This is a genomic window from Actinokineospora cianjurensis, assembly GCF_003663795.1.
GTDB lineage: Bacteria > Actinomycetota > Actinomycetes > Mycobacteriales > Pseudonocardiaceae > Actinokineospora > Actinokineospora terrae.
Map to the genome: position 1 here is coordinate 1,402,968 of NZ_RCDD01000001.1, position 26,880 is coordinate 1,429,847.

Here is a 26,880-nt window from a genome sequence, read left to right on the forward strand (position 1 = left end):
CGCCCAAGATCCACATGTGGACAACTTCTGTCCCTGAACCGGGTGAACCTCCACACCTCCCAACAGAAACATCGCCAGCTCAAGACCACCACCCCCGCGCGACACCACCGTCAAGCGCCCAAGTCATTCGGCCACCGACCAACAACAGCGGCGAACCCGAACAAAGTGTCCACAATGGACGGGGTGGCCCCAGTGAGGAGCCACCCCGAGGAAACTCAAGCCTGGTGCAACGTACGACCCCGGTCCTCAACCACAAAGCTCGCCGCCGTGGTCGCAGCACCGCCAGCAGTCCGCACATAAGGCAGCACCCGGAAGTCCGCCCGAAGCTCCCGCGCCGTGAACCGGGTCCGCACGTACCCCCGCCGGTTCTTGTAGAACTTCAGATGCGGGTTCTCCGCCAACACGACCGCGTTCGTGTCATCGCCCCCATCCCCGGTCGAGGTGATGGACGTCGTGACCAGTTCCACCGCAACGTTGCGGGAGTCAGCCCGGTCGAAGCTCTCCTTGACGTCCCCAGCCCAGTGCCGGTGCACATCGCCCGTCAGCACGACACCGTTGCGCGAAGTGCCCAGGCCGGCGGCAACCTTGTCGCGGCTGGCCTTGTAGCCGTCCCAGGCGTCCATGCTGAAGCCCTGCTTCTCGCCCGCGGTCAGGTCGCGCTGGGCGAAGAAGACCTGCTGGCCCAGGACGTCCCAGCGGGCCCGCGAGTCGCGCAGGCCGTCGAGGAGCCACTTCTCCTGCTCGGCGCCGGTGATGGTGCGGGCGGTGTCGAGGCGGTCGGCGCAATCGACCTTGGTGCCGTCGCCGCACGCCTGGTCGGAGCGGTACTGGCGGGTGTCGAGCATGTGGAAGTTGGCCAGCGCGCCCCAACGGACCCGGCGGAACAGTCGCATGTCCTGGCCGCGGGGGCGGGCGGTGCGGCGCAGGGGCATGTTCTCGTAGTACGCCTGGAAAGCGGCCGCGCGGCGGGCCGGGAAGTCCGGGTCCGGGGCCTCGGGGACCTCGTCGGCCCAGTTGTTCTCGACCTCGTGGTCGTCGAACACGACCAGCCACGGTGCGACCTGGTGGGCCAGTTGCAGGTCGGGGTCGGACTTGTACTGCGCGTGCCGCAGCCGGTAGTCGGCCAGGGTGCGCGTCTCCGGGCCCGCGACCGCGCGGACGTCGGCCGCCTTGGCCGCGTACTCGTACTGGTAGTCGCCCAGGTGCAGCACGAGGTCGGGCTGGTCCTCGGCGAGGCGGCGGTACGCGGTGAAGAAGCCCTCGCCGTAGTGCGAGCAGGACGCGAAGCACATGGTCAGCGCGCCGGACAGCGAGTGCGGGGCGGGCGCGGTCCGGGTGCGGCCGACCTCGGACACGTGGTCCTGCACGCGGAAGCGGTAGAAGTACTCGGCTCCGGGGCGCAGGCCCGCCAGTTCGACGTGGACGCTGTGCGCGGTCTCGGGCCTGGCCCACTCGACGCCGGTGCGCACGACGTGCCGGAAGCGCTCGTCGGTCGCGACCTGCCACAGCACGGGGAACGTCCGACCCGGCATGGCGCCGAGGCCGTCGAGCGCGAGCGGGTCCTGGGCGAGGCGGGTCCACAGGACGACGCCGTCCGCGGACGGGTCACCGGAGGCGACGCCGAGGGTGAACGGGTCGGTGAGGCCGCGGTTCGGGGTGGCCAGCGCGGGTGCGCCGGTGCCGACGGCGGCGATGCCGACCGCCGCGGCGCCGCCGAGCAGCACGGACCTGCGGGTGGTGTTCATGGTGGTGGGGACCTCCCGGTTCGGGGTATGCCGGTGAGCCACCCTGCTCCGCGTCGGTTTCCCGCGACCCACTTCCGGATGAGACCTGGGTGATGACCCGGCGTACCCCCGCTGACATGCCGCCGACTGGACTAACGTCGTCCGGGTGCACCCCGTGATCTCGCTGCTGCGCTCCCGCATGGCCTCCGGCAGCCGCGCCGACGGCCGCAAACTCGCCCTCGCCGTCGAGGGCGGTGGCAGCAGGGGCGCCTACTCCGGCGGGATGGTCGCAGGGCTCGACGACCTGGGGTTCGCGCACTGCTTCGACGCGGTCTACGGCGCGTCGGCCGGTGCGCTCAACGGCGCGTGGCTGCTCGGCGGGCAGGCGCAGATCGGCACCATCGGCTGGTCCGACCCGGCCATCATGCGCCGCGTCACCAACCCGTGGCGGCTGCGCCGGGTCGTCGACACCGAGCACCTGGTGCAGGTCGTCTACGAGGCCGTCCCGATGGACTTCGCGGCGATCCTGGCCAACCCCACCACGTTCCACCCGCTGGCCACCGACACCGCGACCGGCGAGGCCGTCGACCTGCACCCGCACCTGACCGACCAGCGCTCGCTCCAGTTGGCGTTACGCGCGTCGACGGGCCTGCCGGTGCTGTCCGGTCGCCCGGTCACCCTGGCCGGTCGCCGTTGGATCGACGCGGGCCTCGCCGAGGCGATCCCGTTCCGCACCGCGATCGCCGACGGCGCGACCGACGTCCTGGTCCTGCGCACCCGCCCCGACGGCTGGTCCGCGACCCCGCCGTCGCGCGTCGAGACCGCCGTCGTCTCCCGCTACCTCCGCCGCGTGGCCCCCGGCGCCGTCTCCGGTTGGCACACCCGCCACAGCCGCCAACTCACCGACGACACCGAGCTGTCGACCCACCCGTCGATCCTGCAGATCCGGCCACCCGCCACCGCCCCCGAAGTCCCCCGCCTCACCCGCGACACCCTCCTCCTCCGCCGCGCGGTCCGTCTCGGCCGCGAAGCAGCACTGACGGCACTGAGCGCTTAGAGAAGTCGGCGCCTAGAGGTCGCGACGCATGCAGACGCGGGTGGTTGGGTCTAGGCCGAGGGTGGCCTCGTGGTCGACGACGGCTTGAAGGGCTGGAGTTGGCTTTACCGTGCGGAAACCGATTCGCTCGTAGTAGGGCGCGTTCCAGGGGACGTCGCGGAAAGTGGTTAGCGTCAACGCTTCGAGGTTGTGTTGACGCGCCCAGGATTCAAGGTGGTCCACCAACGCCCGTCCCAGCCCGCGCCCCCGCACCACCGGATCCACGCTGACCTGGGCGACGTGCGCGCACCCACCCACCACCTCGGCCAGCAGGTATCCGACAACCTGCTCCCGGTACTCCCCGACCCAAGCCCGCCCACCCGCCACGAACCCCGCCAACTCCACCACCGTCGGCGGCCCGTCCTCGGCGATCTCCGGCATCCCGACCTCGCGGAACGCCGCACCGGCCAGCACCTCGATCTCCTGGAGCCGCCCGAAGTCCGCCGAAGTCGCCAGTCTGATCACCCCTGAGCCTTATCACGATCGGGGCTGGTCAGGCCACGTTCCCATGTCACACGTGGGGGTCGTTGCAGGCTTAGCAGTCGCGTGGGTAGAGTGCTAGATGCACGGCGCCAGTACCGCCCCGGCACCCGCGACGGCGGGGTGGCAGGAGCCGTGGGCGCGGCACCCAGGGGGAGTCGCGCTCTTGTACCTGCCAACGCTTTCGACGACCCGTGGAGGTCACAGCGGTGAGCGTGAACATCAAGCCGCTCGAGGACAAGATCGTCGTCCAGGCGAGCGAGGCCGAGGCGACTACCGCCTCCGGTCTGGTCATCCCGGACACCGCCAAGGAGAAGCCCCAGGAGGGCAAGGTCCTGGCTGTCGGCCCGGGCCGCATCGACGACAAGGGCAACCGCGTCCCGGTGGACGTGGCTGTCGGCGACGTCGTCATCTACTCCAAGTACGGCGGCACCGAGGTCAAGTACAACGGCGAGGAGTACTTGATCCTCTCCGCCCGCGACGTGCTGGCTGTCATCAACTGACACCCCGGCTGACCAGCGCCCCGGCGGCCCCGTTCGGGGTTACCGGGGCGTTCGGCGTCTCCAGCGCCGCCATCAACGAGAGGTAGGCAATGCCCAAGCAGATCGCCTTCGACGAGGACGCTCGTCGGGCACTCGAGCGTGGCGTGAACAAGCTCGCCGACGCGGTCAAGGTCACCCTTGGCCCGCGCGGGCGTCACGTCGTGCTCGCCAAGAAGTTCGGCGGACCGACGGTCACCAACGACGGTGTGACCATCGCCCGTGAGATCGACCTCGAGGACCCCTTCGAGAACCTCGGCGCGCAGCTCGCCAAGAACGTCGCCACCAAGACCAACGACGTCGCCGGTGACGGCACCACCACCGCGACCGTGCTGGCCCAGGCCCTGGTCCGGGTCGGCCTGCGCAACGTCGCCGCAGGCGCCAACCCGACCGCGATCGGCAAGGGCATCCAGGCCGCGGCCGACGCCGTGGTCGAGTCGCTCAAGGCCAAGGCCACCCCAGTCAAGGGCCGCGACAACATCGCCCAGGTCGGCACCGTCGCCTCCCGCGACGCCTCGATCGGCGCGCTGCTCGGCGAGGCCATCGAGAAGGTCGGCGAGGACGGTGTGATCACCGTGGAGGAGTCCTCCACGCTGGCCACCGAGCTCGTCATCACCGAGGGCGTCCAGTTCGACAAGGGCTACGTCTCGGCCCACTTCGCCACCGACCTGGAGGCGCAGGAGGCCGTGCTGGAGGACACCTACGTCCTGCTGCACCGCGAGAAGATCTCCGCGCTCGCCGACCTGCTGCCGCTGCTGGAGAAGGTCGCGCAGAGCGGCCGCTCCATCCTGATCGTGGCCGAGGACGTCGACGGCGAGGCGCTGTCCACCCTGGTGGTCAACGCCCTGCGCAAGACGATCAAGGCCGTCGCGGTCAAGGCGCCGTTCTTCGGCGACCGCCGCAAGGCGTTCCTCGACGACCTCGCGGTCGTCACCGGTGGCGAGGTCATCTCCGCGGAGATCGGCGTCAAGCTGTCCGAGGCGACCCTGGAGCAGCTGGGCAGTGCCCGCCGCGTCGTGATCACCAAGGACGACACCACGCTGATCGACGGCGGTGGCGAGAAGTCCGGTGTCGCCGCGCGCGCCGAGCAGCTGCGCAAGGAGATCGAGGCGTCCGACTCCGACTGGGACCGCGAGAAGCTGCAGGAGCGGCTGGCCAAGCTCTCCGGTGGCGTCGCGGTCATCAAGGTCGGCGCCGCGACCGAGACCGAGCTCTCCGAGCGCAAGCACCGCATCGAGGACGCGGTCGCCGCGACCAAGGCCGCGGTCGAGGAGGGCATCGTCCCCGGTGGCGGTTCCGCGCTGGTGCAGGTCGCCAAGGAGCTCGATGGCAACCTCGGCCTCACCGGCGACGAGGCGACCGGTGTCGCGATCGTCCGCGAGGCGCTCAGCGCGCCGCTGTTCTGGATCGCCGCCAACGGCGGCCAGGAGGGCGCGGTCGTGGTGAACAAGGTCCGCGAGCTGCCGTGGGGCCAGGGCTTCAACGCCGCCAAGCTGGTCTACGGCGACCTGCTCGCCGACGGCGTCGTCGACCCGGTGAAGGTCACCCGCTCCGCGGTCGCCAACGCCGCCTCCATCGCGCGCATGGTGCTCACCACCGAGAGCGCGGTCGTGGAGAAGAAGGAAGACGAGCCCGCGGGCAACCACGGGCACGGTCACGGCCACGGGCACTGATCCGAGGGTGTGAAACGCGAAGGACCCGGTCGGCTTGTCGACCGGGTCCTTCGGCTTTTCCGCGCTACTTGGCCACGGCCAGGGTGCGCTTCTCCGTCTTGATGATCGCCTCGCGCTCGGACTCCGAGAGCCCGCCCCAGATCCCGTACGGCTCGTGCACCGCGAGCGCGTGGCTGCGGCACAGCGACAGCACCGGGCACGCCTGGCAGATGGCCTTCGCCTTGGCCTCCCGCCGGGCCCGCGCCGGACCGCGCTCGCCGTCGGGGTGGAAGAAGAACGCGCTGTCCATACCCCGGCAGGAACCGTCGAGCTGCCAATCCCACACGTCGGCGTTCGGACCGGGGAGCCTGCGCGTGTCCGCCATGGTGGCCGCCTCCTGACGAGTGGACTTGCGGAGTCACTACTCCATTTGGTGCAGCGGCTTAGACGTTAGAAGCGCGTTGTCGGTTTGTTCAAGGGTGATCGACTCATCGGATACGCGATTCAGCCGATCGGATTCACCCAGTCGACGCAGCGTGGTCAACTCGTCCGGTTGCCGGACCTCCCGTGTCACCCGACGATGGGCCAGTGGTGGCCGACATCCACACTGACCACGACCGCTGTTGCACCGAGCGTGGCCGGCTCCCGCTCGCGAACCGCCCGCTTGGTGACAGCGGTGTAACGACGACGCCGGTCACGAGCGAGGGGGAACCCCGCTCGCGACCGGCCGCGCCCGACGACCGCCCGCGCCGTTCGCCCGCGGCCGCGCTGGTCCGGACGGCCGCGCCGCACCTCGTCGTCCAGCCGCGGGCCGGACGGGTGGGGCAGGATCAGCCGGGTGAGTGACCACGATCGTGAGCGGGCCTGGGCGGCCGCCTTCGGTTCGGAACCGGGCGAACACCCACCGAGAGTGGGTGTTTCCGGTCGCGCCGGGTGGTTGGCCGCGGTCACTCTCGGTGGCCAGGGTCGCTACGCCGCGGCCGCCGCGCTGCTCTGGCCGGTGATCTCCGGGGCCGACCCGGTGCTGGCCGCGCTGGCCGCGGCGACCCTCGCCGCGCACCGCAGGCAGCTCGGTGGCCACGCCGCCGCGAGGGAGCTGGACGCGGTCGGTCTGCGCCGCCTCGCCGAGGCGGGGCTGGTCGCCGGGAAACGATCACCACAAGATCAGCGGGAGCCCGCGGCGGCGGACGGGACCGACGCGGCGGCCGCCCGGTCCGACGTCCTGCTCGGCCTCGCCGCCGACGCGATCGGGCTCGGCAGGCTCCGCGAGGCGCGGACGCTGATCGGAATCGAGTCCGCCTCGGGCGATGGCGGGTGGCGGGCCGGGATCAAACGCGGCTGGGTGGCCGCGGAGGTCGAGTTGGCCGCGGGGCACCCGGCCGCGGCCGAGGCCCCCGCACGGGCCGCCAAGGCCGCCGCGCGGAGATCACCTTCGGTCCGCCTGCTGGCCAAGTCGGACCTCGTGCTCGGGGTCGTCCTGGCCGGGGTCGGTGATCGCCGGGAGGCGGTGCGGGCGATCACCGACTGCCTGGCGGTGTCGATCACCCACGGGTTGGTCCCGCTGCGTTGGCCCAGCCGCATCGTGCTCGCCGACCTGGAACCCGAACGGGCCTCGCGACACCGATCGGCGGCGGGCATCGACCTTGACTGTGTGTTACGACACGCCGACCCGGTCGGCCGCGCGCTGGCCGCGGCCTCGCCATGGGTCCCGACCTCGGGTTTTGACCTTGGTCCGAACAGGTGACATCGGCAGTCCGGTCTTCCGGTGGATTGGTTGACAGATTTACCACCGAATCGTGTCAAGGTTCGGGCGCCGGCGTCCGATAGGGGTTATGGAACGTCACTCGGCTGCAGGAAGGAGTCCCCGTGACGACGGTCTTGATCTGCGACGACCGCCGCAGCGTTCGGGAGGGCTTGACCCGTGTCATGTCTGCTGTGCCAGGGGTCAGTCGCATCGACTGCGTAGCGCACGGTGACGAGCTGCTCGCCCGCTTCTCCCGGCAGCCCGTGGACGTCGTCCTCGTCGGCACCCAGCGCGCGGTGCCCACCGGCGTGGAGGCCACACGGCGGTTGGTCTCGGCCAACCCCCAGGCGAACGTCATCGTGTTCGGCGCGCCGGACGACGCGGGCAGCATCGCCGCTGCCATCGCCGGTGGTGCGCGCGGTTACCTCCGTTGGGACGCCTCGCGCCCCGAACTGGTCGCCGCGCTCGCCCACACACTGGCGAGCACCTCGGTACCGGCACCACGGCAGCCGTCCGACCCGGGCGTGCAGCTCACCGACCGCGAGCTGCAGGTGCTGCGCGGCATGAGTCAGGGCAAGAGCAACGGACAGATCGGCCGCGAGCTGTACCTGTCCGAAGACACCGTGAAGACCCACGCGCGGCGGCTGTTCCGCAAGCTCGGCGTGCGTGACCGTGCTCAGGCGGTGGCCCATGGGTTCCGGCGCGGCCTGGTCTCCTAACCGCACCAGCGTCGGCGAACAGCCGTGCGTGCCCGAAGCGCACCGGGCCCGCACGGCTGTTCGTGTGTGCTCACTCAGCCGACCGGTGAGCACTTGCACAGTCGGCTGCACTTGCACCAGCGGCTACTGTGTCGCGTGCCACCGCACCTCCCCCCGACCCCACCGACCGCAGCCGCGGCCGTGGGCACACCGGTCCGGGCGGTACGGTGGACCCCGTGTCGGGCAACGGCTGCGATTCGGTGTCCTTCAGATGACCGCACTCGTAACACCAGGGCTGCATTCTGCGATGACCACATTGGGGGACGGACTGGACGCGTCGGTGAGCGCTGCCGTCGAGGGTGACCCTCGCGCGGTGGAGCGGGTGCTGGCGTCCGTTCGGCCCCTGGTGGTGCGGTATTGCCGCGCCCGTGTCGGCAGGCAGGAACGCTCGTTCGCCTCGGCGGACGACGTGGCGCAGGAGGTGTGTCTCGCGGTGTTGACGGCCCTGCCCGGCTACCGCGACCAAGGCCGCCCGTTCCTGGCCTTCGTCTACGGCATCGCCGCGCACAAGGTCGCCGACGCGCACCGCGCGGCAGCGCGTAACCGATCAGAGCCGGTCGCCGACGTACCTGACGAACCGGAGACCGAGGCAGGGCCGGAGCAGCGGCTGATGCAGGGGGAGCTGTCGCGCCGGATGAGCGAACTGCTGGCGGTCCTACCGGACAAGCAACGCGAGATCGTCGTACTGCGGGTCGTGGTGGGGCTCTCGGCGGAGGAGACAGCCGAGGCGGTGGGATCCACCCCCGGTGCGGTTCGGGTGGCCCAACACCGGGCACTTGCCAGGTTGCGCAAGACTTTGTCGGCGGAGGAGGTGGCCTGAAGTGCCCGACCAGAGCGATCGCGACGAACGCGGCGTTGACGACCAGTCGTCCGCCGCCCGGGGTGACCACTCGAACGTGACCCCGGTCTCGTTCGATTCCGACCTGCGGCTGGGTTCCTTCGTCGGCAGGCTCGACGACCTGGACCGGGCCGAGTACGCCGACCTGGCCGACGACGCCGTCGACATCTCCCGGGTGCACGCCGACGACGCGTTCCTCGACGCGCTCGGCGCCGCGGTCCGGGGTGAGCGGCTCGACGTCGACCCGCTCGACCCCTCGGTGTTCGACACCGACCTGCCTGCCGACTTCCGCGACGACGAACTGGCCGCGCTGCTCAGCTCCTGGCGCGACGAGGTCGACTCGGCCCCGATCGGCGAACTGGTCGACACCAAGCTCGCGGTGGCGACCGTGGCCGCCGCGAAGGCCCGCAGGCGGCGCAGACCCAGGCTCCTGGTGCCGTTCGCCGCCGCCGCCGCGGTGCTGGCCATCGCCTTCACCGGCGCCGGCCTCGCCGCCCGCGACGCCCAGCCGGGCGACACCCTGTGGAGCCTCACCAAGGTCCTCTACGCCGACCACGCCCGCTCCGTCGAGGCGGCCGCGTCGGTGCGCCAGGACCTCGACATCGCCCAGACCGCCCTCGCCGAGGGCAAGGTCGCCGAGGCGAAGTCCAAGCTCGAGGACGCCAAGAAGGGCCTGCCGTCGGTCGCCAGCGAGGACGGTGCCGCCGAACTGGCCGCCACCCACGCCGACCTGCTCTCCCAGCTGCCCGGCATCCCCGCCAACGGCGTCCAGCCGCCGCCGTCGGCCACCCCGACGATGCTGCCGCCGGTGACCACGACCGTGCCGAGCACCACGACCACGGTCGTCCCGGTGCCGCCGGTCACGACCGCGCCGAGCTCGCCCCCGGTGACCACCACCGAACCGTCGACGCCGTCGTCCACCTCGCAGCCGACGTCGGAGACCACCGCGCCGGAGACCGGTGCCCCCAGGCTGATCGACCCGCCCGCGGGACCGCCGCAGTCCGGCACCGGCACCCAGTCCGGTCCGCTCTCCGCCCCGGTCGCGGTCGACTCGGCGCCCTGACGCTCCAGCAACCCCGAAAGACACCCCAGTAGCCCCGAAAAGGCCCCGTAGGACGTTCCTACGGGGCCTTTCGGTGTCTCGGGGATCTAGAGGGCTGTCTCGGGGGTCTAACGGCTAGAGGGCGTTCTCGCTCGCGGTGACGCCATCGGCGTAGCCGCGGCAGTACTCCCAGCTGACGTAGCTGGCCGGGTCCGGGTCGAACGCGGGCTCGTGCGGGCGCATCTTGCCGTCGTTGAGCAGCTGCTCCAGGCTCGCCGCCAGCAGCGCCCAGTCGTGGTAGTGCGGCTCCTGGCACTCGCCGCAGTCCACCACGATGCCGCGCACCCCGCGCGGCTCCAGCAGCGCCTGGTACACGGCCAGGTCGGACAGGTCGGCGAGCAACTCCTCGCGCTCCTGCTCGCTCATCGGCGGGGCGGTCTCGTCGTCGCCGTCGTCGTCGAGCGCCTTGGCCGGGTCGTCCGGGTCACCGGCGAACGGGTCGGGCGGCAGCGCGCCGCGGTGGCCCCCGGTCGACCTGTCGTCCCACGGTCCACCGGCGGACGGGCTGGGCGGAATCGCGTCATGCGGCACGACCACGCACGGTACCGGGCGGGGCCAGTGGGGTGCCCGGATACCATGGGGGAACCGGGCCACCTGCGCACCACGTGGGCTCACGGCGCGGCAGCAGGCCACCCCCGAAACCCCCGGCTCGGCCACCGGGACCGCCAGCCGTGCAGGAAGGTCCGCCACCCACCATGACCAGCGAGCTCAACGCTGACGGGGTCCCGCCCAAGTTCGCCACCCTCGGCCTCACCTTCGACGACGTTCTGCTCCAGCCCGCCCAGTCGGATGTGATCCCGAGCACTGTCGACACCTCGACCCGGATCTCGCGCAACGTCACGCTGCGCATCCCGCTCGCCTCCGCGGCCATGGACACCGTCACCGAGGCCAGGATGGCCATCGCGATGGCCCGCCAGGGCGGCATCGGCATCCTGCAGCGCAACCTGTCCATCGAGGAGCAGGCGCGGCAGGCGGAGACGGTCAAGCGCTCCGAGGCGGGGATGGTCACCGACCCGGTCACCTGCTCGCCGGGCGACACCCTCGCCGAGGTCGACGCCATGTGCGCGCGCTACCGCATCTCGGGGCTGCCGGTCACCGACGCCGAGGGCACCCTGGTGGGGATCATCACCAACCGGGACATGCGCTTCGAGGTCGACCACACCCGGCTGGTCAGCGAGGTCATGACCAAGGGACCGCTGGTCACCGCCCAGGTCGGCGTGTCGGCCGACGCCGCGCTCGGGCTGCTGCGCCGCCACAAGGTGGAGAAGCTGCCGATCATCGACGGCGACGGCAAGCTGCGCGGCCTGATCACGGTCAAGGACTTCGTCAAGACCGAGCAGTACCCCAACGCCACCAAGGACCCGGACGGTCGGCTCATCTGCGGCGCGGCGGTCGGCGTCGGCGACGACGGCTACAAGCGCGCGATGACCCTGTTCGAGGCCGGGGTGGACGTGCTGATGGTCGACACCGCGCACGGCCACGGCCGGGCGGTCATCGACATCGTCACCCGGCTCAAGAAGGAACTCGGCGACGCGGTCGACGTCGTCGGCGGCAACGTGGCCACCCGCGCCGGGGCGCAGGCGATGGTCGACGCGGGCGCCGACGGCGTCAAGGTCGGCGTCGGCCCCGGCTCGATCTGCACCACCCGGGTGGTCGCGGGCGTCGGCGTGCCGCAGATCACCGCGATCTACGAGGCGTCCCTCGCCGCCGCCCCCGCGGGCGTGCCGGTGATCGGCGACGGCGGCATCCAGTACTCCGGCGACATCGCCAAGGCCATCGCGGCCGGGGCGAGCGCGGTCATGCTCGGCAGCCTGCTCGCGGGCACCGCCGAGGCCCCCGGTGAGCTGATCCTGGTCAACGGCAAGCAGTTCAAGAGCTACCGCGGCATGGGCTCGCTCGGCGCGATGCGTTCGCGCGGCGAGGCCAAGTCGTACTCGAAGGACCGCTACGCCCAGGACGACGTGCTCTCCGACGACAAGCTGGTGCCCGAGGGCATCGAGGGCCGGGTGCCCTACCGGGGCCCGCTGTCGCAGGTCGTCTTCCAGCTCGTCGGCGGCCTGCGCGCGGGCATGGGCTTCACCGGCTCGCGCACCATCGCCGAACTCCAGCAGGCGCAGCTCATCAGGATCACGGCGGCCGGGCTCAAGGAGAGCCACCCGCACGACATCACGATGACCGTCGAGGCGCCCAACTACACCACCCGCTGAACCCGGTTCAGCGCTCGGAAAGGACACCCCCGTGCGGGATCTTGTCGACATCGGCATGGGCCGGACCGCCCGGCGCGCCTTCGGGCTCGACGAGGTGGAGATCGTGCCGTCGCGGCGCACCCGCTCGTCCAAGGACGTCGCCACCACCTGGCAGATCGATGCCTACCGGTTCGACATCCCGCTGATCACCCACCCGACCGACGCGATCGTCTCGCCAGCCACCGCGGTGGCGGTCGGCGAGCTCGGCGGGCTCGGTGTGATCAACGCCGAGGGCCTGTGGGCGCGCCACGCCGACGTCGCGGACAAGCTGTTCGCGCTGGTCAGCGCGGCCGAGAAGGGCGACGACCCCGGTCTGCTGGTGGCCGAGCTGCAGCGGCTGCACGCGGCGCCGATCCAGGTCGAGCTGATCGCCGAGGCGATCCGGCCGGTCCGCGAGTCCGGGGTGACGGTCGCGGCGCGGGTCAGCCCGCAGCGCGCCGCCGAGCTGACCCCGCACCTGCTGGCCGCGGGCGTGGAGGTGCTGGTCGTGCAGGGCACGATCGTCTCCGCCGAGCACGTGGCCCGCGACTCCGACGACGACGGCGAGCCGCTGAACCTCAAGCGGTTCATCGCCGACCTGGACGTGCCGGTCATCGCGGGCGGTGTGCACGACTACCGCACCGCGATGCACCTCATGCGCACCGGCGCCGCGGGCGTGATCGTGGGCTACGGGCACTGCGAGGGCATCACCACCACCGACAGCGCGCTGGGGATCGGGACCCCAATGGCGACGGCGATCGTTGACGCTGCCGCCGCCCGGCGGGACTACCTGGACGAGACCGGCGGTCGGTACGTGCACGTCATCGCCGACGGTGACGTGCACGCGAGCGGTGACATCGCCAAGTCCATCGCCTGCGGCGCGGACGCGGTCATGCTCGGCGCGCCGCTCGCGCTGGCCGCCGAGGCGCCGGGGCAGGGGCTCTACTGGACCTCCGCCGCCGCGCACCCGTCGCTGCCGCGCAGCCGGGTGCTGCCGGTCGCCGAGGACGTCGAGGTGGACCTCAAGACCCTGCTGTTCGGCCCGTCCACCGACGCCGACGGCCTGGTCAACCTGTTCGGCGCGCTGCGCAGGGCGATGGCGAAGACCGGGTACTCCGACCTCAAGGAGTTCCAGAAGGTCGGCCTGACGGTCCGCGCATGAGGCGCGTGCTGGCCGCTGACGGCGGGTTCGGCCTGGCCGAACCCGCCGAGGGCGAGGTCGATCGGCTGCGCGCGGAGTCCGACGGCGCGTTCGACGTCGACCCGGACCCGCGCCGGTCGCCGCCGCCCAACGACATCGGCCGGGCGGTGGTCATCGACACGGCCACCGGCGAGCTGCTCGGGGACGTGAGCTGGCACCAGGTGTCCTACGGGCCGACGCGGGGCTGCACGGCGTGGAACATGGGCATCGGGCTGCTGCCGTCCGCGCGGGGCCGGGGCGCCGGTGTCGCCGCGCTGCGGTTGCTGGTCGGGCACCTGTTCGCCACGACCGACCTGGACCGGCTGGAGGCGTCGACCGACGTGTCGAACGTGCCTGCCCAGCGGGCGCTGGAAGCGGCCGGGCTGCTGCGTGAGGGCGTCGCGCGCGGGGCGCAGCTGCGGGGCGGCGAGCGCAGGGACATGGCGCTGTACGGAGTCCTGCGGTCTGACCTGGCCTGAGCTGAATCATTCTCCCCCGCCGCCCGCCCCCTCGTCCCCACCCGGCATCGTTCCCGACTCGGGTGCGACCGCCCCGGCTCGGCCGAAGGCTTGTGTTACCGGCGGTCATAGAAAACTTGAGCCTAGCTCTAGCCGGGCGCCGGGGGCTGGGCCTAGCCTGGCGCCATGGGCGCGCAACTCGCCGGTAACTTGCCGGACTACGACGTCGTGGTGGTGGGTTCCGGCTTCGGCGGCAGCGTCGCCGCGCTCCGGTTGACCGAGAAGGGCTACCGGGTCGCGGTGGTCGAGGCGGGCCGCCGCTTCGCCGACGACGAGTTCGCCAAGACCTCGTGGGACGTGCGCAACTACCTGTGGGCGCCGCAGTTGGGGTGCTACGGCATCCAACGCATCCACCTGCTCAAGGACGTCCTGGTGCTCGCGGGCGCGGGCGTCGGCGGTGGGTCCTTGGTCTACGCGAACACCCTCTACCGGCCGTTGAAGCCGTTCTACCAAGACCGGCAATGGGCGCACATCGCCGACTGGGAAGCGGAACTCGCGCCGCACTACGACCAGGCCACGCGCATGTTGGGTGTAGTCACGAACCCCACCGTGACGCCATCGGACGAGGTGATGCAGAAGGTCGCCGCCGACATGGGGGTCGCCGACAGCTACCACCCGACGCCGGTGGGGGTGTACTTCGGCTCTCCGGGTAAGACCGTCGAGGACCCGTTCTTCGGCGGCGAAGGCCCTGCGCGCGTGGGATGCACCGAGTGCGGCTCGTGCATGACCGGCTGCCGGGTCGGGGCTAAGAACACACTGGTGAAGAACTACCTGTACCTGGCGGAGAAGAACGGCGCACAGGTCATTCCCCTCACGACAGTTACCGCTGTCCGTCCCGGTGGGGATGGGGGATTCGAGTTGGAGCTGCGCAAGACAGGGCGGCGCTCTCGGAAGTTCCGCACGACGATCACAGCCGGACAGGTTGTGCTGGCCGCGGGCACTTGGGGCACGCAGAACCTCTTGCACGCGATGCGCGATTCCGGTGCCCTACCGCAACTCTCGCCGCGCCTGGGTGAGCTGACGCGGACGAACTCGGAGTCGATCGTCGGCGCCGGACGCACCACAGTGGACCCGCGGCACGACTACAGCCGGGGCGTCGCGATCACGTCGTCGTTCCACCCCGACGAGAACACCCACATCGAGCCGGTGCGGTACGGCAAGGGCAGCAACGCCATGAGCCTGCTGCAAACCCTGGCGACCGACGGCTCACTCCCGGTGCCGCGCTACCGCCAAGCCCTGCGCTTCGCCCTGCGCCACCCGGTCCAGACCGCGCGGCTGCTGCAGGGCTACCGGTGGAGCGAGCGGACGGTGATCCTGCTGGTGATGCAGAGCCTGGACAACTCCATCACCACCTACACCCGCCCCGGCCTGTTCGGCCGCCGCAAGTACACCTCCCGCCAGGGCCACGGCGAACCCAACCCGTCGTTCATCCCCGCGGGCTACGAGGCCAACCAGCTCACCGCCAAGCACATCGGCGGCATGCCCGGCGGCACCTGGGGCGACCTGGCCGACATCCCCCTCACCGCCCACTTCATCGGCGGCTGCCCCATCGGCGCCACCCCGGAGGACGGCGTCCTCGACCCCTACCACCGGGTCCACAACTACCCCGGCCTCTCCGTGGTCGACGGCTCCGCCATCACCGCCAACCTCGGCGTGAACCCCTCCCTCACCATCACCGCCCAAGCCGAACGAGCCTTCTCCCTCTGGCCCAACAACGGCACCGCAGACCCGCGCCCCACCCAGGGCGCCCCGTACCGCCCCATCCCCCCAACCGCCCCCGCCCACCCCGCGGTTCCCCCCACAGCCCCCGCCGCCCTACGCCCAACCCCCTAACCGCGATCAGTCGGCCGCGCGCCCTTTCGCCCTTGCGGCTCAAGCCGACGACGCTGGCCCCACGCGCCCACCAAGGTCGTTTGCCCAAGCCCGGCCCTCACGATCGTTGGCCCAACTTGCCCCTCTCAGGCGACGGTCCTCACCGCGCCCCTCTACAACGTTGGCTCCAACACGCCCCTCTCAGGCGTTGGTCCCAACCCGCCCCTCTGAGGCGTCGGCCCCCACACGCCCCTCTACGACGTTGGCCGAACCGCGCTCCTCGGGTTCGCTGGTGCCAGGCCGGCTCGATGGGGTGGACTTGTTTTGTGTGGGGTGGCGGCGTCCGTAAGCTCGCTGCGCGGGGGAGGGCCGTCTCTTCAGGCCCCGCCTTTGTGCTCTTCCCAGGAGGTCGTAGGGGCCCCGCGCAAAACAAGTTCGCCCCATCGAGCAAAGCTCAAAACTCGCGCCCCCCTGCAATGGCGAAGCCGAGCCGTCCCCCCTCGCAATGCCGAAGGCGAGCCGCCGCCCCCCCGCGATGGCGCAGCCGAGCAGTCCCCCTCACACCTTCTCCACCACCCACCCAGCAGCCCGCCGAATAGCGTCCTGCGGCGACTCGCCAGTCAACACCGCCGCAATAAACCCATCCGGCCGCACCACCACCGCGCCGCCCTCAGGGATCTCCAGTGCGGTCTGGCCGACGGGTAAGACGACAACCGTCAACCCGTAAGCCGGATCCGCAGGATCCAACACCTCCGCCAGTTCACGCCCCTCCGCCACCAACACCGTGAACCGCACCCCCAGGTGATCCCGCAGCCGACTCCCATCCGGAAACGGGAAGTCCGGGCACAGCACCCCGGGCAACGGCGGCCGCACATCCCCAGCCTCCCGCGGGAACCGAGCGATCTCCTCCGCCGGAGCCTGGGTGGTCAGCGGCGACTCCAGGTACCAGAACGGTTCCGACAACTTGCCGGAGTCGATCTGGGCGCGGGCGGCCGGGTCGGTGATGCTGCGTTCCAGGATGTCGCGGCGGCGGGTCCACTCGTCCTCGTCGGCGGGGCACAGGAAGCGCATGGTGGTGCTGGTGACCCGCAGGTTCTCCTCGGTGGCCGGGCCGCGCTCGAGGTCGTAGCTGTCGAGCAGCGCCGGGCCGCCCCAGCCGCGGCGGGTGGCGGCGATCTTCCAGGCGGCGTTCTCCACGTCGGCCAGGCCGGAGTTCATGCCGCGCGCGCCGAACGGGCTCATGATGTGCGCCGAGTCGCCTGCCAGCAGCACCCGGCCGAGCCGCATCCGCGGTACCCGGCGCTGGTGGAAGCGGTAGAGCGACGCCCAGACCAGTTCGTAGTCGATGTCGCCGATGACGGTGCGGATGCGCTTGTCGAGATCGCCGTTGCCCTGCTCGGCGGCCAAGTCGTACTCGTCGGGCACCTGCCAGTCGATGCGCCACACCGAGTCCGGCTGCGGGTGCAGCAGGGCCTGGCGGCCGGGGTTCCACTCCGGGTCGAAGTAGAACCGGCGCTCGGGCACCGGGAAGTCGAACTCGGCCCGGATGTCGGTGATCAGGAACTTGTCGCCGAACGAGTGCCCCTCGAACGGGATGCCGAGCAGCTTGCGGATCGTGGACCGGTTGCCGTCCGCGGCGATGCAGTGCGTCCCGCGCAGGTCGTACCCGCCGTCCGGCCCCTCGACCGCCAGGGTCACGCCGTCGTCGTCCTGGCTGATGGCGACGGCCCTGGTGCTGTACCGCAGGTCGATCAGCGGCTCGGCAAGCACGAGGCGCTCCAGCACGTGCTCGATGCTGTTCTGCGGCGTGTTCACGAACGGCGGGAAGTGCCCCGGGGCAGGCACGGGCAGCTCCATCGAGAACACCTCGTGCCCCCGGTAGAAGATCCGCCCCGAGTACCAGGTGACCCCCAGGCCGACGACGTCGTGCCCGGCGCCGACCCGCTCCAGCACGTCCAGCACGTCGCGCTGCACGCAGATCGCGCGGCTGCCCTCCAGCAGCCGCCCGGGCAGGGCGTCGACCACCACGCTCGGCACCCCGTGCCTGGCCAGCACCAGGGCGCCGGTCATGCCGACCGGGCCTGCCCCCACCACCAGGACCGGCTCGGTCACCGCCCGGCCTCCTGCTGCCCGTCCGCCGCGGCGTCGCCTTCCTGGAGCGCGGCCCAGACCTCGCGGTCGCGCTCCGCGGTCCAGACGACCGGCCAGTCGGTGCCGTCGAGCTCGTCCCAGTACCGCTGCACGTCGAAGGGCAGGCAGTGCTCGAAGATCGGCCACCGGCCGTACTCCGGCTCCAGCGCGGCGTGCGTGGCGCGGAACGCCTCGGCCACCGTGCCGCCCCTGCCGTGCACCTCGCCGACCAGGCGGCGCAGCTCGTCGAGGAAGTGGCGGCTCTGCGCGATGGCCGCGGCCACCTCGTCCTTGCCCCGCGCGACCGCGCCCCGGCCGCCGACGAGCACCTCGGCGTCGAAGCTCGCTACGGTGTCCAAAGTGGAGGTCGCCCAGTCGTCGTGGAAGGCGTCGCCGGTGTAGAGCGCGGCCTTGGCCTCGACCAGGTCACCGGCGAAGAGGATCTTGTGCTTGGGCAGCCAGGCGACGATGTCGCCCGCGGTGTGCCCGCGCCCGCAGTGGGCGAGCACCAGGTCGCCCCGGTCGCCGCCGAGCGGGATGACCAGCCGGTCGGTGAACGTCAGCGTCGGCCAGGTGAGGCCGGGCACGCTGTCTGGCTCCTCGAACAGCCGGGGCATCCGGCCGAACTCGCTGGCCCAGTCCGCCTCGCCGCGCTCGGCGATCAGCGTCCTGGTGGTCTCGTGGGTGACGATCTCCTGGGCGTCGAACGCGCTCGCGCCGAGCACCCGGACCGCGTGGTAGTGGCTGAGCACCAGGTAGCGCACGGGCTTGCCGGTCCGCTCCCGCAGCTGGTCGAGCCAGCGGCGCGCGGCGACCGGGGTGGCCCTCGCCTCGAAGCAGACCAGGAAGTCCTCGCCCTCGATGGCGCCGACGTTCGGGTCGCCCTCCGCGGTCAGCGCGTAGACGCCGTCCGCCAGTTCGGTGAAGGTCTCGACTTTGCGCTCGAGGTCGGCGCTGGATGCGAATGCCTTGGTCACAATCGCCACCCTGCCACCGGGCGGCGTCCGGGTACAGGGGCTGCGGTGACCTGTGGACAAGTCGGGTGGTTGTGCATGCCTGGTCTGGACCAGCGTGGATCACAATGCGGCTCCGGGGCTGGGTTTCACCGCCTGCCCAGTGTCTACTGGGAACAGGTCGTGCCTGGTAGAGCTATGCGGGATGGGCGCAGGAGTGGTGTGATCAGACGGGTGTGATCGGGAACACTTGGGAGGTCGGGGAGTGCTCAGCAGGAGGGCCTTTCTGCGGGCGGCGGGTGTCGGGGTAGCGGCAACGGCCGTGTCGTGTTCGGGGAGCGGACAGCAAGGGGGAGCGTCATCACCGACCACCACCAGCACACCGATCGCCCCGACTAGCGTGCGCCCGGCCGCGGTTCCCCCTGACTTCGACGGGTTGCGCAAACGGCTGGGTGGCGGTCTGCTGCAAGCCAGCGACAAGGGCTACGACCAAGCTCGCCGCTCGTTCAACCCCGCCTACGACCAGCGCACCCCGGCCGCGGTGGCGTTGTGCACCACTAGCGACCACGTGCAGGCATGCGTCGCTCTAGCCAGGAACTCCTACTTGCCGATCGCGGCTCGTAGTGGCGGGCACAGCTACGCCGGGTACTCCGCCCCCGATGGCGGTCTTATCGTCGACCTGCGTGGAATGTCCGCAGTGGATGTCCGACCTGACGGGACCGCGGTAATCGGCGCAGGCGCGCGCCTGATCGACGTTTACACCGCCCTGGCTGCTGCGGGCCGCTGCCTCCCCGCAGGCAGCTGTCCGACCGTGGGCATCGCCGGGCTGACCCTCGGCGGCGGTCTCGGTGTGCTCACCCGCAAGTACGGGCTGACCTGCGACCACCTGCTCTCGGCCCAGGTCATCACCGCCGACAGCGTCGTCCGCACCGCGACCCCCAACAACGAGCAGGACCTCTACTGGGCGCTGCGCGGCGGCGGTGGCGGCAACTTCGGCATCGCCACCTCGTTCACCTTCTCCACCGAGCCCGCCCCCTCGGTGACGGTCTTCCAGCTCGGCTTCACCGACGGCGCGGCGGCCGTGGTCGGCGCGTGGCAGGAGTGGACCGCTAAGGTGCCCGACGAGCTGTGGTCCACGGTCGTCGTCACCGGCGGCCGTACCCCGACCGCCAGGCTCACCGGCTGCTTCATCGGCCCCCAGTCCGGGCTCACCCCGCTGCTGGACCAGTTCACCGCCGCCGCGGGCAAGCCGGGCAGCCGGTTGGTGCAGCAGAAGTCGTACCTCGACGCCATGCGCTTCTTCGCCGGGTGCGCGCAACGCGCCGAGTGCGGCACGGAGACCTCGCCGCGGGCCACCTTCGCGGCCTCGTCGCGGATCCTGTCCGAGCCGGTCACCGACCCGGCCGCCCTGGTCGACCTCCTCGACGACCGCACCGACATGGACCTGCTGCTCGACTCCCTCGGCGGCGCTGTGTCCAGAGTGGACTCAGCGGCAACCGCGTTCCCGCACCGCAAGGCGCTAGGCACCATCCAGGTCTACCAGAAGACCACAGTGGACAAGCGCGAGGAAGCGGCAAGATCGGTCGCCCAAGTCCGCGACGCGCTCGGCCGGATTGGTGCTAGAGGCGGGTACGTCAACTACATCGAAGCCGCGATGCCCGACTGGGGCACCGCCTACTACGGGCCGAACCTGAGCAGGCTCGACAGCGTTGCCCGCCGCTATGACCCTGACGCCGTCTTCAGCTTCGCCCAGTCGATCCACCGCGCCTGAAAACCGGCCAAGTCAACGACAAGGCCCCTACGATCTACAGGTGTGAAGGACGGGCTCACGACCATCGTCGTCGGGGTCGACGGCAGCCAGGCGTCGCTCAACGCGTTCGCGTGGGCCGCCGGGTTGGCCCGCCGTGAACATGCCCGGCTGGTGCTCGTCTACGTGGAGCAGTTGGCCAATCCCGCCTACTGGACCGGCGTTGGCATTACCGGCGCACGCGAAGCCGCCGAGGCGTACGCCGATGAGCTTCGCCTGGACGCAACCCGTTACCTGGACCCGATAGGCGTGCCCTGGGAGGTCGTGCACATCAGTGGGGATCCCGCGCGCGGCATAGAGTCCGCAGCCGAACAGGCGGGCGCGGATTGCGTCGTAGTGGGGCGTTCCCGCCACGGTCGCGTCACGCGAACCCTCATCGCCGATGCCGCGCGGCCAGTTGTCGTAGTGCCGTGACACGCTGAGCCCGTGGAGACGATCGGCGAGGACTTCAGCGAGACCGACCTGCATGAGCAGCACTGGGAGCAGCGGACCTTCACCGCGTGCGACTTCACCGGCGCCGACATGCGCGGTGTCACCACGGTCGGCTGCGTGTTCGTGGACTGCAAGTTCACCCGGACCGACCTCGGCGAGTCCGTGCACCGCACGTCCGCGTTCCGCACCTGCGTGTTCGACCGCACCACCCTCACCGACAGCGAGTTCACCGGCTGCTCGCTGATCGGCTCCACCTTCGTCGACGTCCGGTTCCGCCCCATCACGCTGCGCGACACCGACCTCACCCTGGTCAGCCTGGCCCGCGCCGCACTGCCCAAGACCACCTTGCGCGGGCTGCGGTTCCGCGAGGCCAACCTGATGGAGGCGGACCTCAAGGAGGCCGACCTGCGCGACTGCGACCTCAGCGGCGCCCGCCTGACCGGCACCCGGCTGGAGAAGGCCGACCTGCGCGGCGCGAGGCTCGACGCCAACGGCCTCGTCGCGGCCTCGCTGCGCGGCGCCAAGGTCGACCTGGACACCGCCATCGCGTTCGCCGCCGCCCACGGCCTGGTCATCGACTGACCGGGTGGGCGGCGGCGCACCGCGGCTAGGGCAGCGTCGGCGCGTCCCTGTCGTCCACCTCGACCAGGTGCCCGTGGTCGAGCAGCTCGCCGATGGATCGCTTGAGCAGGTACGCGACCCCGCCGCCCGGCTGGTCGAACCACGGGATGGCGACCCCGGTCAGCGCCTCGGTCGGCTTGACCACCCGGTACGCGCGGTACGGGCGGTTCACCCACTCCGGCACCAGCGAACGCCGCTCGAACGGGGTCCCTGCCGCGTAGGTCAGGTTGCCCGCCGGCTCGCCGTAGCGGTCGATCTCGGTACCGGGGGGCAGCTCCATCAGCTGCTTGCCGCGGAACAGCGTCAGCGGCGGCTCGCCGGGCTTCGGCTGGATCGGCCACTCCTGCTGCTTGCGGCCGGTCGGCTCGGTCCGGTGCGCGACCGGCTCCTGGCGGGCTGGTTCCTGTCGGGCAGGTTCCTGGCGGCGCACGGCGGGCTCCGGCTTGCGCGGCAACTGCCGCTGCTGGGGCCTGCGCGGGGTGAAGTCGTCGTCATCGTCGTCGAACACCGGGGTCGGCGCGGCGACGGTGGCGTTCGGCTCCGGGCGCCGCGGCGGGGTGAACAGGTCGGCGGACCGCTCCGCCTCCAACTCGGCCAGCGACGCCTGCACGGTCGACGGCCCGGGGTCCTGCGGGATGACCGCGGGGGCGGGCGCGGGCGTGGCGCCGGAGTCGAGCAGGAGCTTGCCCAGCAGGAACGCCGACGCGTCCGCGACGTCCTCGAACACCGCGGGCGCCACGTACCGGTCGTCGAACCAGCCGACGCGCCAACCTTCCCCGGTCTGCTCCATCGTCCACGCGGCCTCGGACGGCGACCCCATCCGGTAGCGCGATGGGGAGACTCCTAGGTCGGTCAGCCGCGTTCGCAACCGAGCCACCACGTCAGCGGCGGGACCCTGCGACGGTAGTGCTGCCGCGGGCGGGGTCCGCATGTCCTTCGTGGCGGGTTCGCGTGGAGGTGCAGGCAGGTCTACCCCGGCCTGCTCGGCGATGGCCGCTTGGCCACGAGTCAGCCCTGTCTCCTGCGGCGCGGCACTGTGCGCGACGTCGGCCTCGGGGGTGTCCTGCCAGGTCGGCTGCCCGGCGGCGGGCTGCCACTGAGCAGCCGCGTCCTCGGTCGCCGGTTGTGCCTGCTCAGCCGACTGCCACGGTGCGTTTGGCTGTCGAGCGGGCAGGGCTTCAGGCGTTGCCTGCCAGGGAGCAGCCGTGTCTTCGGTCGCTGGCTGTGCCTGCTCCGTCGACTGCCATGACGCGTTCTGCTGCCGAACGGGCAGGGCCTCGGAGGCTGGCTGCCACTGAGCAGCCGCGTCCTCGGTCGCCGGTTGTGCCTGCTCAGCCGACTGCCACGGTGCGTTTGGCTGCCGGACGGGTAGGGCTTCAGGCGTTGCCTGCCAGGGAGCGGCCGCGTCGTCGGCCGCTGGCTGTGCCTGCTCGGTCGACTGCCACGATGCGTTCTGCTGTGGGACAGGCAGGGCCTCAGACGCCGGCTGCCAGGGAGTCGCCGCGTTGTCAGCCGCTGGTTGTGCCTGCTCGGCTGCTTGCCACGATGCGTTCTGCTGCCGAACGGGCAAGGCTTCAGGCGCGGGCTGCCACGGAGCAGCGGCGTTGTCGGTCGCTGGTTGTGCCTGCTCGGTCGACTGCCATGGCGCGTTCGGCTGCCGGACTGCGTCTTGGCCTTGCTCCCACGGTGCCGGAGGCTCTGCCTGCGCGGGCGCGCTCTGTTCGGGCTGCGGTTCGGCTTGCTCGGACGCGCCCGGCTGCCAGGTAGGGCTGTCTTGCTCAGCGGCAGCGCCCTGAGCGTTCTGCTGCCATGTCGGGCCAGACTCTTGCGCCACCGGTTGCCAGGGGGTGTCCCGTTCCTGGGCCGCCGCTTCTGGCTCGGCCTGCCACGGGGCTCTCACCTGTTCCGGCACCTCAGCCTGCTGCCAGGGCGCCTGCTCGGCCGTGTCCGCCGGTCCGGGCTGCCAGGGTGCCGTCGCCTGCTCAGCGTGCCCACCAGGCTGCCAAGACGGCTGGTCCGCGGCAGCGTCAGCGGACGGCTGCCACGGTGCGGCCTCGTCCTGCTGGCCAGCCTCCGCATCGGTAGCCCGCTCCTGCTGCCACGGCGCGGCGGCCTGACCGTTGTTGCCCTCAGCCGGCTGCTGCCAGGTCCCAGCACCGGTGTCACCCGCGCGGTCCTGCTGCCACGGCGCGCTCACCGCCGCGGCCGACTGCTGCCATGCCGGAGCGACCTGGTCCTGCTCACCTGCGTCCGCAGTCCCGTCGTGCTGCCACGGCGCGGTGGCTTGCCCACCATCCGACTGCTGCCCCGCCAGCTCTGCCTGGCCCTGGTCGCGCGCTCCCGCGTCGGTAGCCCGCCCCTGCTCCCACGGCGCGTTCGCGACCGGAGCTACCTCACCCTGACTGTGCGCTCCGGCATCGTGCTGGCGCGTCCCGGTGTCTGATGTCCGGTTCTGCTGCCAAGAGCCGCTGGCCTGACCGTTGTCACTGGCTGCTCCGGCCACCTGGGCCTGCCAAGCCGGACTTGCCTCGTCCTGCTGACGCGTCTCAGCATCAGCCGCCCGGCCCTGCTGCCACGGCGCCGCGACCTGTGCGTCACCGGTCGCGGCCGACTGCTCCTGCCAGGCATGGCCCGCGCCGTCCTGCTGGCGCCCCTCCGCGCCGACCTGGGCATCCTCGGCGGACCGCTGCTGCCAGGCAGGGCTTGCCTCGCCCTGCTGGTGTGCTCCAGCGTCCGGTGTCCGGTTCTCGGCTGACTGCTGCTGCCAGGCGGGGCCTGCCTCGTCTTGCTGCCGTGCCTCGGCGTCAGCCGTGCGGTCCTGCTGCCACGGGGCGCTGACCTGGGCATCCTCAGCGGATCGCTGCCAGGCCGGGGCTGCCCCATCTTGCTGGCGTGTCCCACCCTCAGGTGTCCGGTTCTGCTGCCACGAGGTGCTGGCCTGCCCGTTCTCGCCAGCCGCGTCAGCAGGCTGCTGCTGCCAGGCGGGACCTGCCTCGTCCTGCTGCCGTGCCCCTCCATCAGCCGCGCGGTCCTGCCACGGCGCGCTGGCCTGGGCATCCTCGGCGGGCTGTTGCTGCCAACTCGGGCCTGCGTCGTCCTGCTGGTGTGTTCCAGCCTCAGGCGTCCGGTTCTGCTGCCAGGCAGGGCCTGCTTCGTCCTGCTGCTGTGATCCGGCATCGGCTGCACGGTCTTGCTGCCACGGCGCGCTGGCCTGGGCACCCTCAGCGGGCTGCTGCTGCCACGGCGGGACTGCCTGGCCGTTCTGGATGCCTGCCTCGGCCGACTGGGGCTGCCAAGCTGGGCCTGCCTCAACCTGCTGGTGCGCTCCAGCATCGGCTGCCCGGTCCTGCCAGGAAGGGCCAGCCTGGCCGTTCGCGCTAGCTGCCTCGGCCGTCTGGGGTTGCCAGGTCGGGCTCGCCTCTCCCTGCCAACCCGTGCCGCCCTCTTCCGCAGCCCGGTCCTGCTGCCACTGCGCGCTCGGCTGGCCGCTGGCCGCTGCTGTCGGTTGCTGCTGCCAGGGCGCGTTGGCCTGGTCCTTGTCGGATTCGACCGGCTGCCAAGTGGGTGTCTGCTCGGGCTGCCAGGCGGGGCTTACCTCGTCCTGCTTGTGTGCTCCGGCTTCCTTTTGGCGCTGGTTGGCCTCACCCTTGGCCGTTGGCTGCCACGGCGCGACAGCGTGCTCCGGCTGCCATGCCTGCGTGGCCTCACTCTGCCGTGCGTCGGCAAGCCGGTCCTGCTGCCACGGCGTGTCAGCCTGGGCGGCGTCAGCCTCAACCGGTTCCTCTACCTCCGGCGTGCGCTGCCACGGGGCCGCAGCCTGGTCGGGGACTGCCGGTGCGTCAGCGGCCTGCGGCGCCCACGGCGTGTCGGTCTCCGCCTTGATCGGGGGTGTCGGGACGGTCTCGTCGACCTCGGGCTGCCACGGCGCGGTGTCCTCTACGGGGGACTTCTCCGCTACCGGCTGCATGCCCTTGGCGGTGTCCTCCGGCTCGGCCGCGTCCGGAGTGCGTTCCCACGGCGCCTGCTCGGGAGTGTGCGAGTGCCCGTTGCGCGGACCCTCGGCCGAGTCGTCGCCCTTGGGCGCCCACGGTGAGTCCGGCTTCTCCACCTCGGCCGGGGTGCGGGACCACGGCGGCGGGGTCTCCAGGTTCACCGGCGCGGGGCTGAACGCGTCGAAGGTGGTGCCGAAGGGGCCCATCTCCTCCTTGGGCGCGGCGACCGCACCCCGCTCGCCTGCGTTGACGAACGCGTTGGCGGCATCCGACTCAGGTAGCGCTACCGCTGCGACCTTGGGCTGCACCGCGCGCGGGTCGGGGAGCCGGGGTACCTCGGCCTCGACCGGCGCCGCGCCGTTGACCGGCACCGGGCGTGGCGGGCGACCACGGTTGAGGAAAGCGGCCGCGTTAGCCCTGACGTGCTCCTCGACCTCGGGGAGGGCGAACTCCGAGCGGCGGATGTGGTCCACCAGCTCCGGCTCGGGGGCCACGCCGTGCGCGCGCAGGTAGTAGTTGACCGCGGCGGGCCAGATCCAGTTGCCGTCGGTGTGGAAGGCGACCGGCACGCTCTGACGGCCCTCGTCGTCGAGGTGGTCGGTGTCGAGCCCGCGGTGCGGCAGCGCCAGCGGGGCCTCGTCCAGGAAGCGCTGCAGCGACTCGCGCTCGGCGTCCACGACCTGCGGCCGGTTGACCAGCGGGCGGCCGTTGGGGCCCTTCCCGTCGAAGATGCGGGCGACCCGGAACGGCGGCTTCAGCGCGGCGAGCCTGCGCGCCAGCCACTCCGGCACGTTCTCCTCTTCCCTGGGGAAGATCCGCAGGTCGTCGGCGAAGGCGGGCGGCGGGGGCGGCTGGATCCAGGTCGGCTCGTCGCGGTCGTACTCCAGGTTGTAGGCCGAGGGCTGGTCGAGCTGGTAGCGCGCGTTGAACCAGGTGCCCCTGCCCTCCCGGTACATGCCCGCGCGCAGCCTGCTGAACAGCATGGTGATGTCCTGGGACACCGGGAGGTCGGCCGCGCCCTCCTGGTCCTGCACCGTGACCTGGCCCACGGTCTCCATGTACCGGCCGATGGCGCGGTACTCGACCACGATCGACGCCCACCGCTGCGGGGCGCCCCGCAGCAACGCCAGCCCGATCTGCTTGACCAGGGCGTCCTGTTCGGTCGGGTTCAGCTGCGTCGGTAGTGCCACGGTCACATCTTCTCCTGGGTGCATGCCTTCGGCATACGGTGGATCGTGCGGTACCGGTCTGCCAGCGACAATGACATACCGTTATCC

Annotated in this window: 21 protein-coding genes; 14 read left to right on the forward strand and 7 right to left on the reverse strand. The window is 71.4% G+C overall.

Annotation, left to right across the window (positions count from 1 at the left end; translation table 11 throughout):
• Positions 1–215: 215 nt before the first annotated feature.
• Entirely contained in the window at positions 216–1,745 is a 1,530-nt protein-coding gene (locus CLV68_RS06770; protein ID WP_121389631.1) for an alkaline phosphatase D family protein, read from the reverse strand.
• A 145-nt stretch (positions 1,746–1,890) separates the two neighbouring features.
• Between CLV68_RS06770 and CLV68_RS06775 the strand changes: the two genes are divergently transcribed.
• The gene (locus CLV68_RS06775; RefSeq protein WP_121389632.1) at positions 1,891–2,781 is read left to right on the forward strand and encodes a patatin-like phospholipase family protein; all 891 of its coding nucleotides are present in this window, start codon (positions 1,891–1,893) and stop codon (positions 2,779–2,781) included.
• A gap of 12 nt (positions 2,782–2,793) precedes the next feature.
• Here CLV68_RS06775 and CLV68_RS06780 read toward each other — a convergent pair whose 3' ends face one another.
• A complete protein-coding gene (locus tag CLV68_RS06780) occupies positions 2,794–3,285 on the reverse strand; it encodes a GNAT family N-acetyltransferase (protein ID WP_211346438.1) in 492 nt (163 codons plus the stop codon).
• A gap of 224 nt (positions 3,286–3,509) precedes the next feature.
• Here CLV68_RS06780 and groES point away from each other — a divergent pair, with 224 nt between their 5' ends.
• Together groES and groL are read left to right on the forward strand one after the other, a co-directional pair.
• A complete protein-coding gene (groES, locus tag CLV68_RS06785) occupies positions 3,510–3,803 on the forward strand; it encodes a co-chaperone GroES (protein ID WP_026316263.1) in 294 nt (97 codons plus the stop codon).
• A gap of 89 nt (positions 3,804–3,892) precedes the next feature.
• Entirely contained in the window at positions 3,893–5,512 is a 1,620-nt protein-coding gene (gene groL / locus CLV68_RS06790; RefSeq protein WP_121389633.1) for a chaperonin GroEL, read from the forward strand.
• Positions 5,513–5,576: 64 nt separating this feature from the next.
• Here the strand turns inward: groL and CLV68_RS06795 are convergent, their stop codons facing one another.
• Positions 5,577–5,876 carry a WhiB family transcriptional regulator gene (locus CLV68_RS06795; protein ID WP_092777779.1) on the reverse strand — a complete coding sequence of 100 codons (300 nt, stop codon included), beginning with the start codon at positions 5,874–5,876 and terminating at the stop codon, positions 5,577–5,579.
• A gap of 453 nt (positions 5,877–6,329) precedes the next feature.
• On the opposite strand from CLV68_RS06795, the gene CLV68_RS06800 reads away from it, so the two are divergent.
• The 4 genes from CLV68_RS06800 to CLV68_RS34475 all read left to right on the forward strand — a co-directional run bounded on the left by CLV68_RS06800 (position 6,330) and on the right by CLV68_RS34475 (position 9,894).
• Positions 6,330–7,235, forward strand: a complete 906-nt coding sequence (locus tag CLV68_RS06800) for a hypothetical protein (RefSeq protein ID WP_121389634.1) — start codon at positions 6,330–6,332, stop codon at positions 7,233–7,235.
• A gap of 122 nt (positions 7,236–7,357) precedes the next feature.
• A complete protein-coding gene (locus CLV68_RS06805; protein WP_018682728.1) occupies positions 7,358–7,954 on the forward strand; it encodes a response regulator transcription factor in 597 nt (198 codons plus the stop codon).
• Between the two features lie 286 nt (positions 7,955–8,240).
• Positions 8,241–8,813 carry a sigma-70 family RNA polymerase sigma factor gene (locus CLV68_RS06810; RefSeq protein ID WP_092777783.1) on the forward strand — a complete coding sequence of 191 codons (573 nt, stop codon included), beginning with the start codon at positions 8,241–8,243 and terminating at the stop codon, positions 8,811–8,813.
• 1 nt (position 8,814) lies between these two features.
• Entirely contained in the window at positions 8,815–9,894 is a 1,080-nt protein-coding gene (locus CLV68_RS34475) for an anti-sigma-D factor RsdA (RefSeq protein ID WP_246009691.1), read from the forward strand.
• Between the two features lie 114 nt (positions 9,895–10,008).
• Here CLV68_RS34475 and CLV68_RS06820 read toward each other — a convergent pair whose 3' ends face one another.
• Positions 10,009–10,383 (reverse strand): DUF5319 domain-containing protein, encoded by a 375-nt coding sequence (locus tag CLV68_RS06820; RefSeq protein WP_121391014.1) that lies wholly within the window; start codon positions 10,381–10,383, stop codon positions 10,009–10,011.
• A gap of 245 nt (positions 10,384–10,628) precedes the next feature.
• On the opposite strand from CLV68_RS06820, the gene guaB reads away from it, so the two are divergent.
• The 4 genes from guaB (at position 10,629) to CLV68_RS06840 (ending at position 15,689) form a co-directional block, all read left to right on the forward strand.
• On the forward strand, positions 10,629–12,140 hold the full coding sequence (guaB, locus tag CLV68_RS06825) for an IMP dehydrogenase (RefSeq protein WP_121389635.1): 1,512 nt from the start codon (positions 10,629–10,631) through the stop codon (positions 12,138–12,140).
• A gap of 31 nt (positions 12,141–12,171) precedes the next feature.
• Complete coding sequence (locus CLV68_RS06830; protein WP_121389636.1) at positions 12,172–13,320, forward strand: GuaB3 family IMP dehydrogenase-related protein; 1,149 nt, start codon at positions 12,172–12,174, stop codon at positions 13,318–13,320.
• Complete coding sequence (locus CLV68_RS06835; protein ID WP_121389637.1) at positions 13,317–13,817, forward strand: GNAT family N-acetyltransferase; 501 nt, start codon at positions 13,317–13,319, stop codon at positions 13,815–13,817. Before CLV68_RS06830 ends, CLV68_RS06835 begins: the two co-directional genes overlap by 4 nt.
• Positions 13,818–13,982: 165 nt before the next feature.
• The gene (locus tag CLV68_RS06840; protein ID WP_121389638.1) at positions 13,983–15,689 is read left to right on the forward strand and encodes a GMC family oxidoreductase; all 1,707 of its coding nucleotides are present in this window, start codon (positions 13,983–13,985) and stop codon (positions 15,687–15,689) included.
• Positions 15,690–16,226: 537 nt separating this feature from the next.
• On the opposite strand, the gene CLV68_RS06845 is transcribed toward CLV68_RS06840, so the two are convergent.
• Together CLV68_RS06845 and CLV68_RS06850 are read right to left on the reverse strand one after the other, a co-directional pair.
• Positions 16,227–17,780: an FAD-dependent monooxygenase gene (locus CLV68_RS06845; protein WP_121389639.1), complete on the reverse strand. Its 1,554-nt coding sequence runs from the start codon at positions 17,778–17,780 to the stop codon at positions 16,227–16,229.
• Complete coding sequence (locus CLV68_RS06850; RefSeq protein ID WP_211346517.1) at positions 17,777–18,778, reverse strand: MBL fold metallo-hydrolase; 1,002 nt, start codon at positions 18,776–18,778, stop codon at positions 17,777–17,779. The genes CLV68_RS06845 and CLV68_RS06850 overlap by 4 nt, the downstream gene beginning before the upstream one ends.
• Positions 18,779–19,151: 373 nt before the next feature.
• On the opposite strand from CLV68_RS06850, the gene CLV68_RS06855 reads away from it, so the two are divergent.
• Genes CLV68_RS06855 through CLV68_RS06865 form a run of 3 tightly spaced genes read left to right on the forward strand, consistent with a single transcriptional unit; the run spans position 19,152 to position 21,572 of the window.
• Complete coding sequence (locus CLV68_RS06855) at positions 19,152–20,522, forward strand: FAD-binding oxidoreductase (RefSeq protein WP_246009692.1); 1,371 nt, start codon at positions 19,152–19,154, stop codon at positions 20,520–20,522.
• A gap of 42 nt (positions 20,523–20,564) precedes the next feature.
• On the forward strand, positions 20,565–20,972 hold the full coding sequence (locus tag CLV68_RS06860; RefSeq protein ID WP_121389642.1) for a universal stress protein: 408 nt from the start codon (positions 20,565–20,567) through the stop codon (positions 20,970–20,972).
• Positions 20,973–20,984: 12 nt separating this feature from the next.
• Positions 20,985–21,572 carry a pentapeptide repeat-containing protein gene (locus CLV68_RS06865; RefSeq protein WP_121389643.1) on the forward strand — a complete coding sequence of 196 codons (588 nt, stop codon included), beginning with the start codon at positions 20,985–20,987 and terminating at the stop codon, positions 21,570–21,572.
• Positions 21,573–21,597: 25 nt separating this feature from the next.
• Here the strand turns inward: CLV68_RS06865 and CLV68_RS06870 are convergent, their stop codons facing one another.
• Complete coding sequence (locus CLV68_RS06870; RefSeq protein WP_121389644.1) at positions 21,598–26,799, reverse strand: glycohydrolase toxin TNT-related protein; 5,202 nt, start codon at positions 26,797–26,799, stop codon at positions 21,598–21,600.
• Between the last annotated feature and the right edge of the window lie 81 nt (positions 26,800–26,880).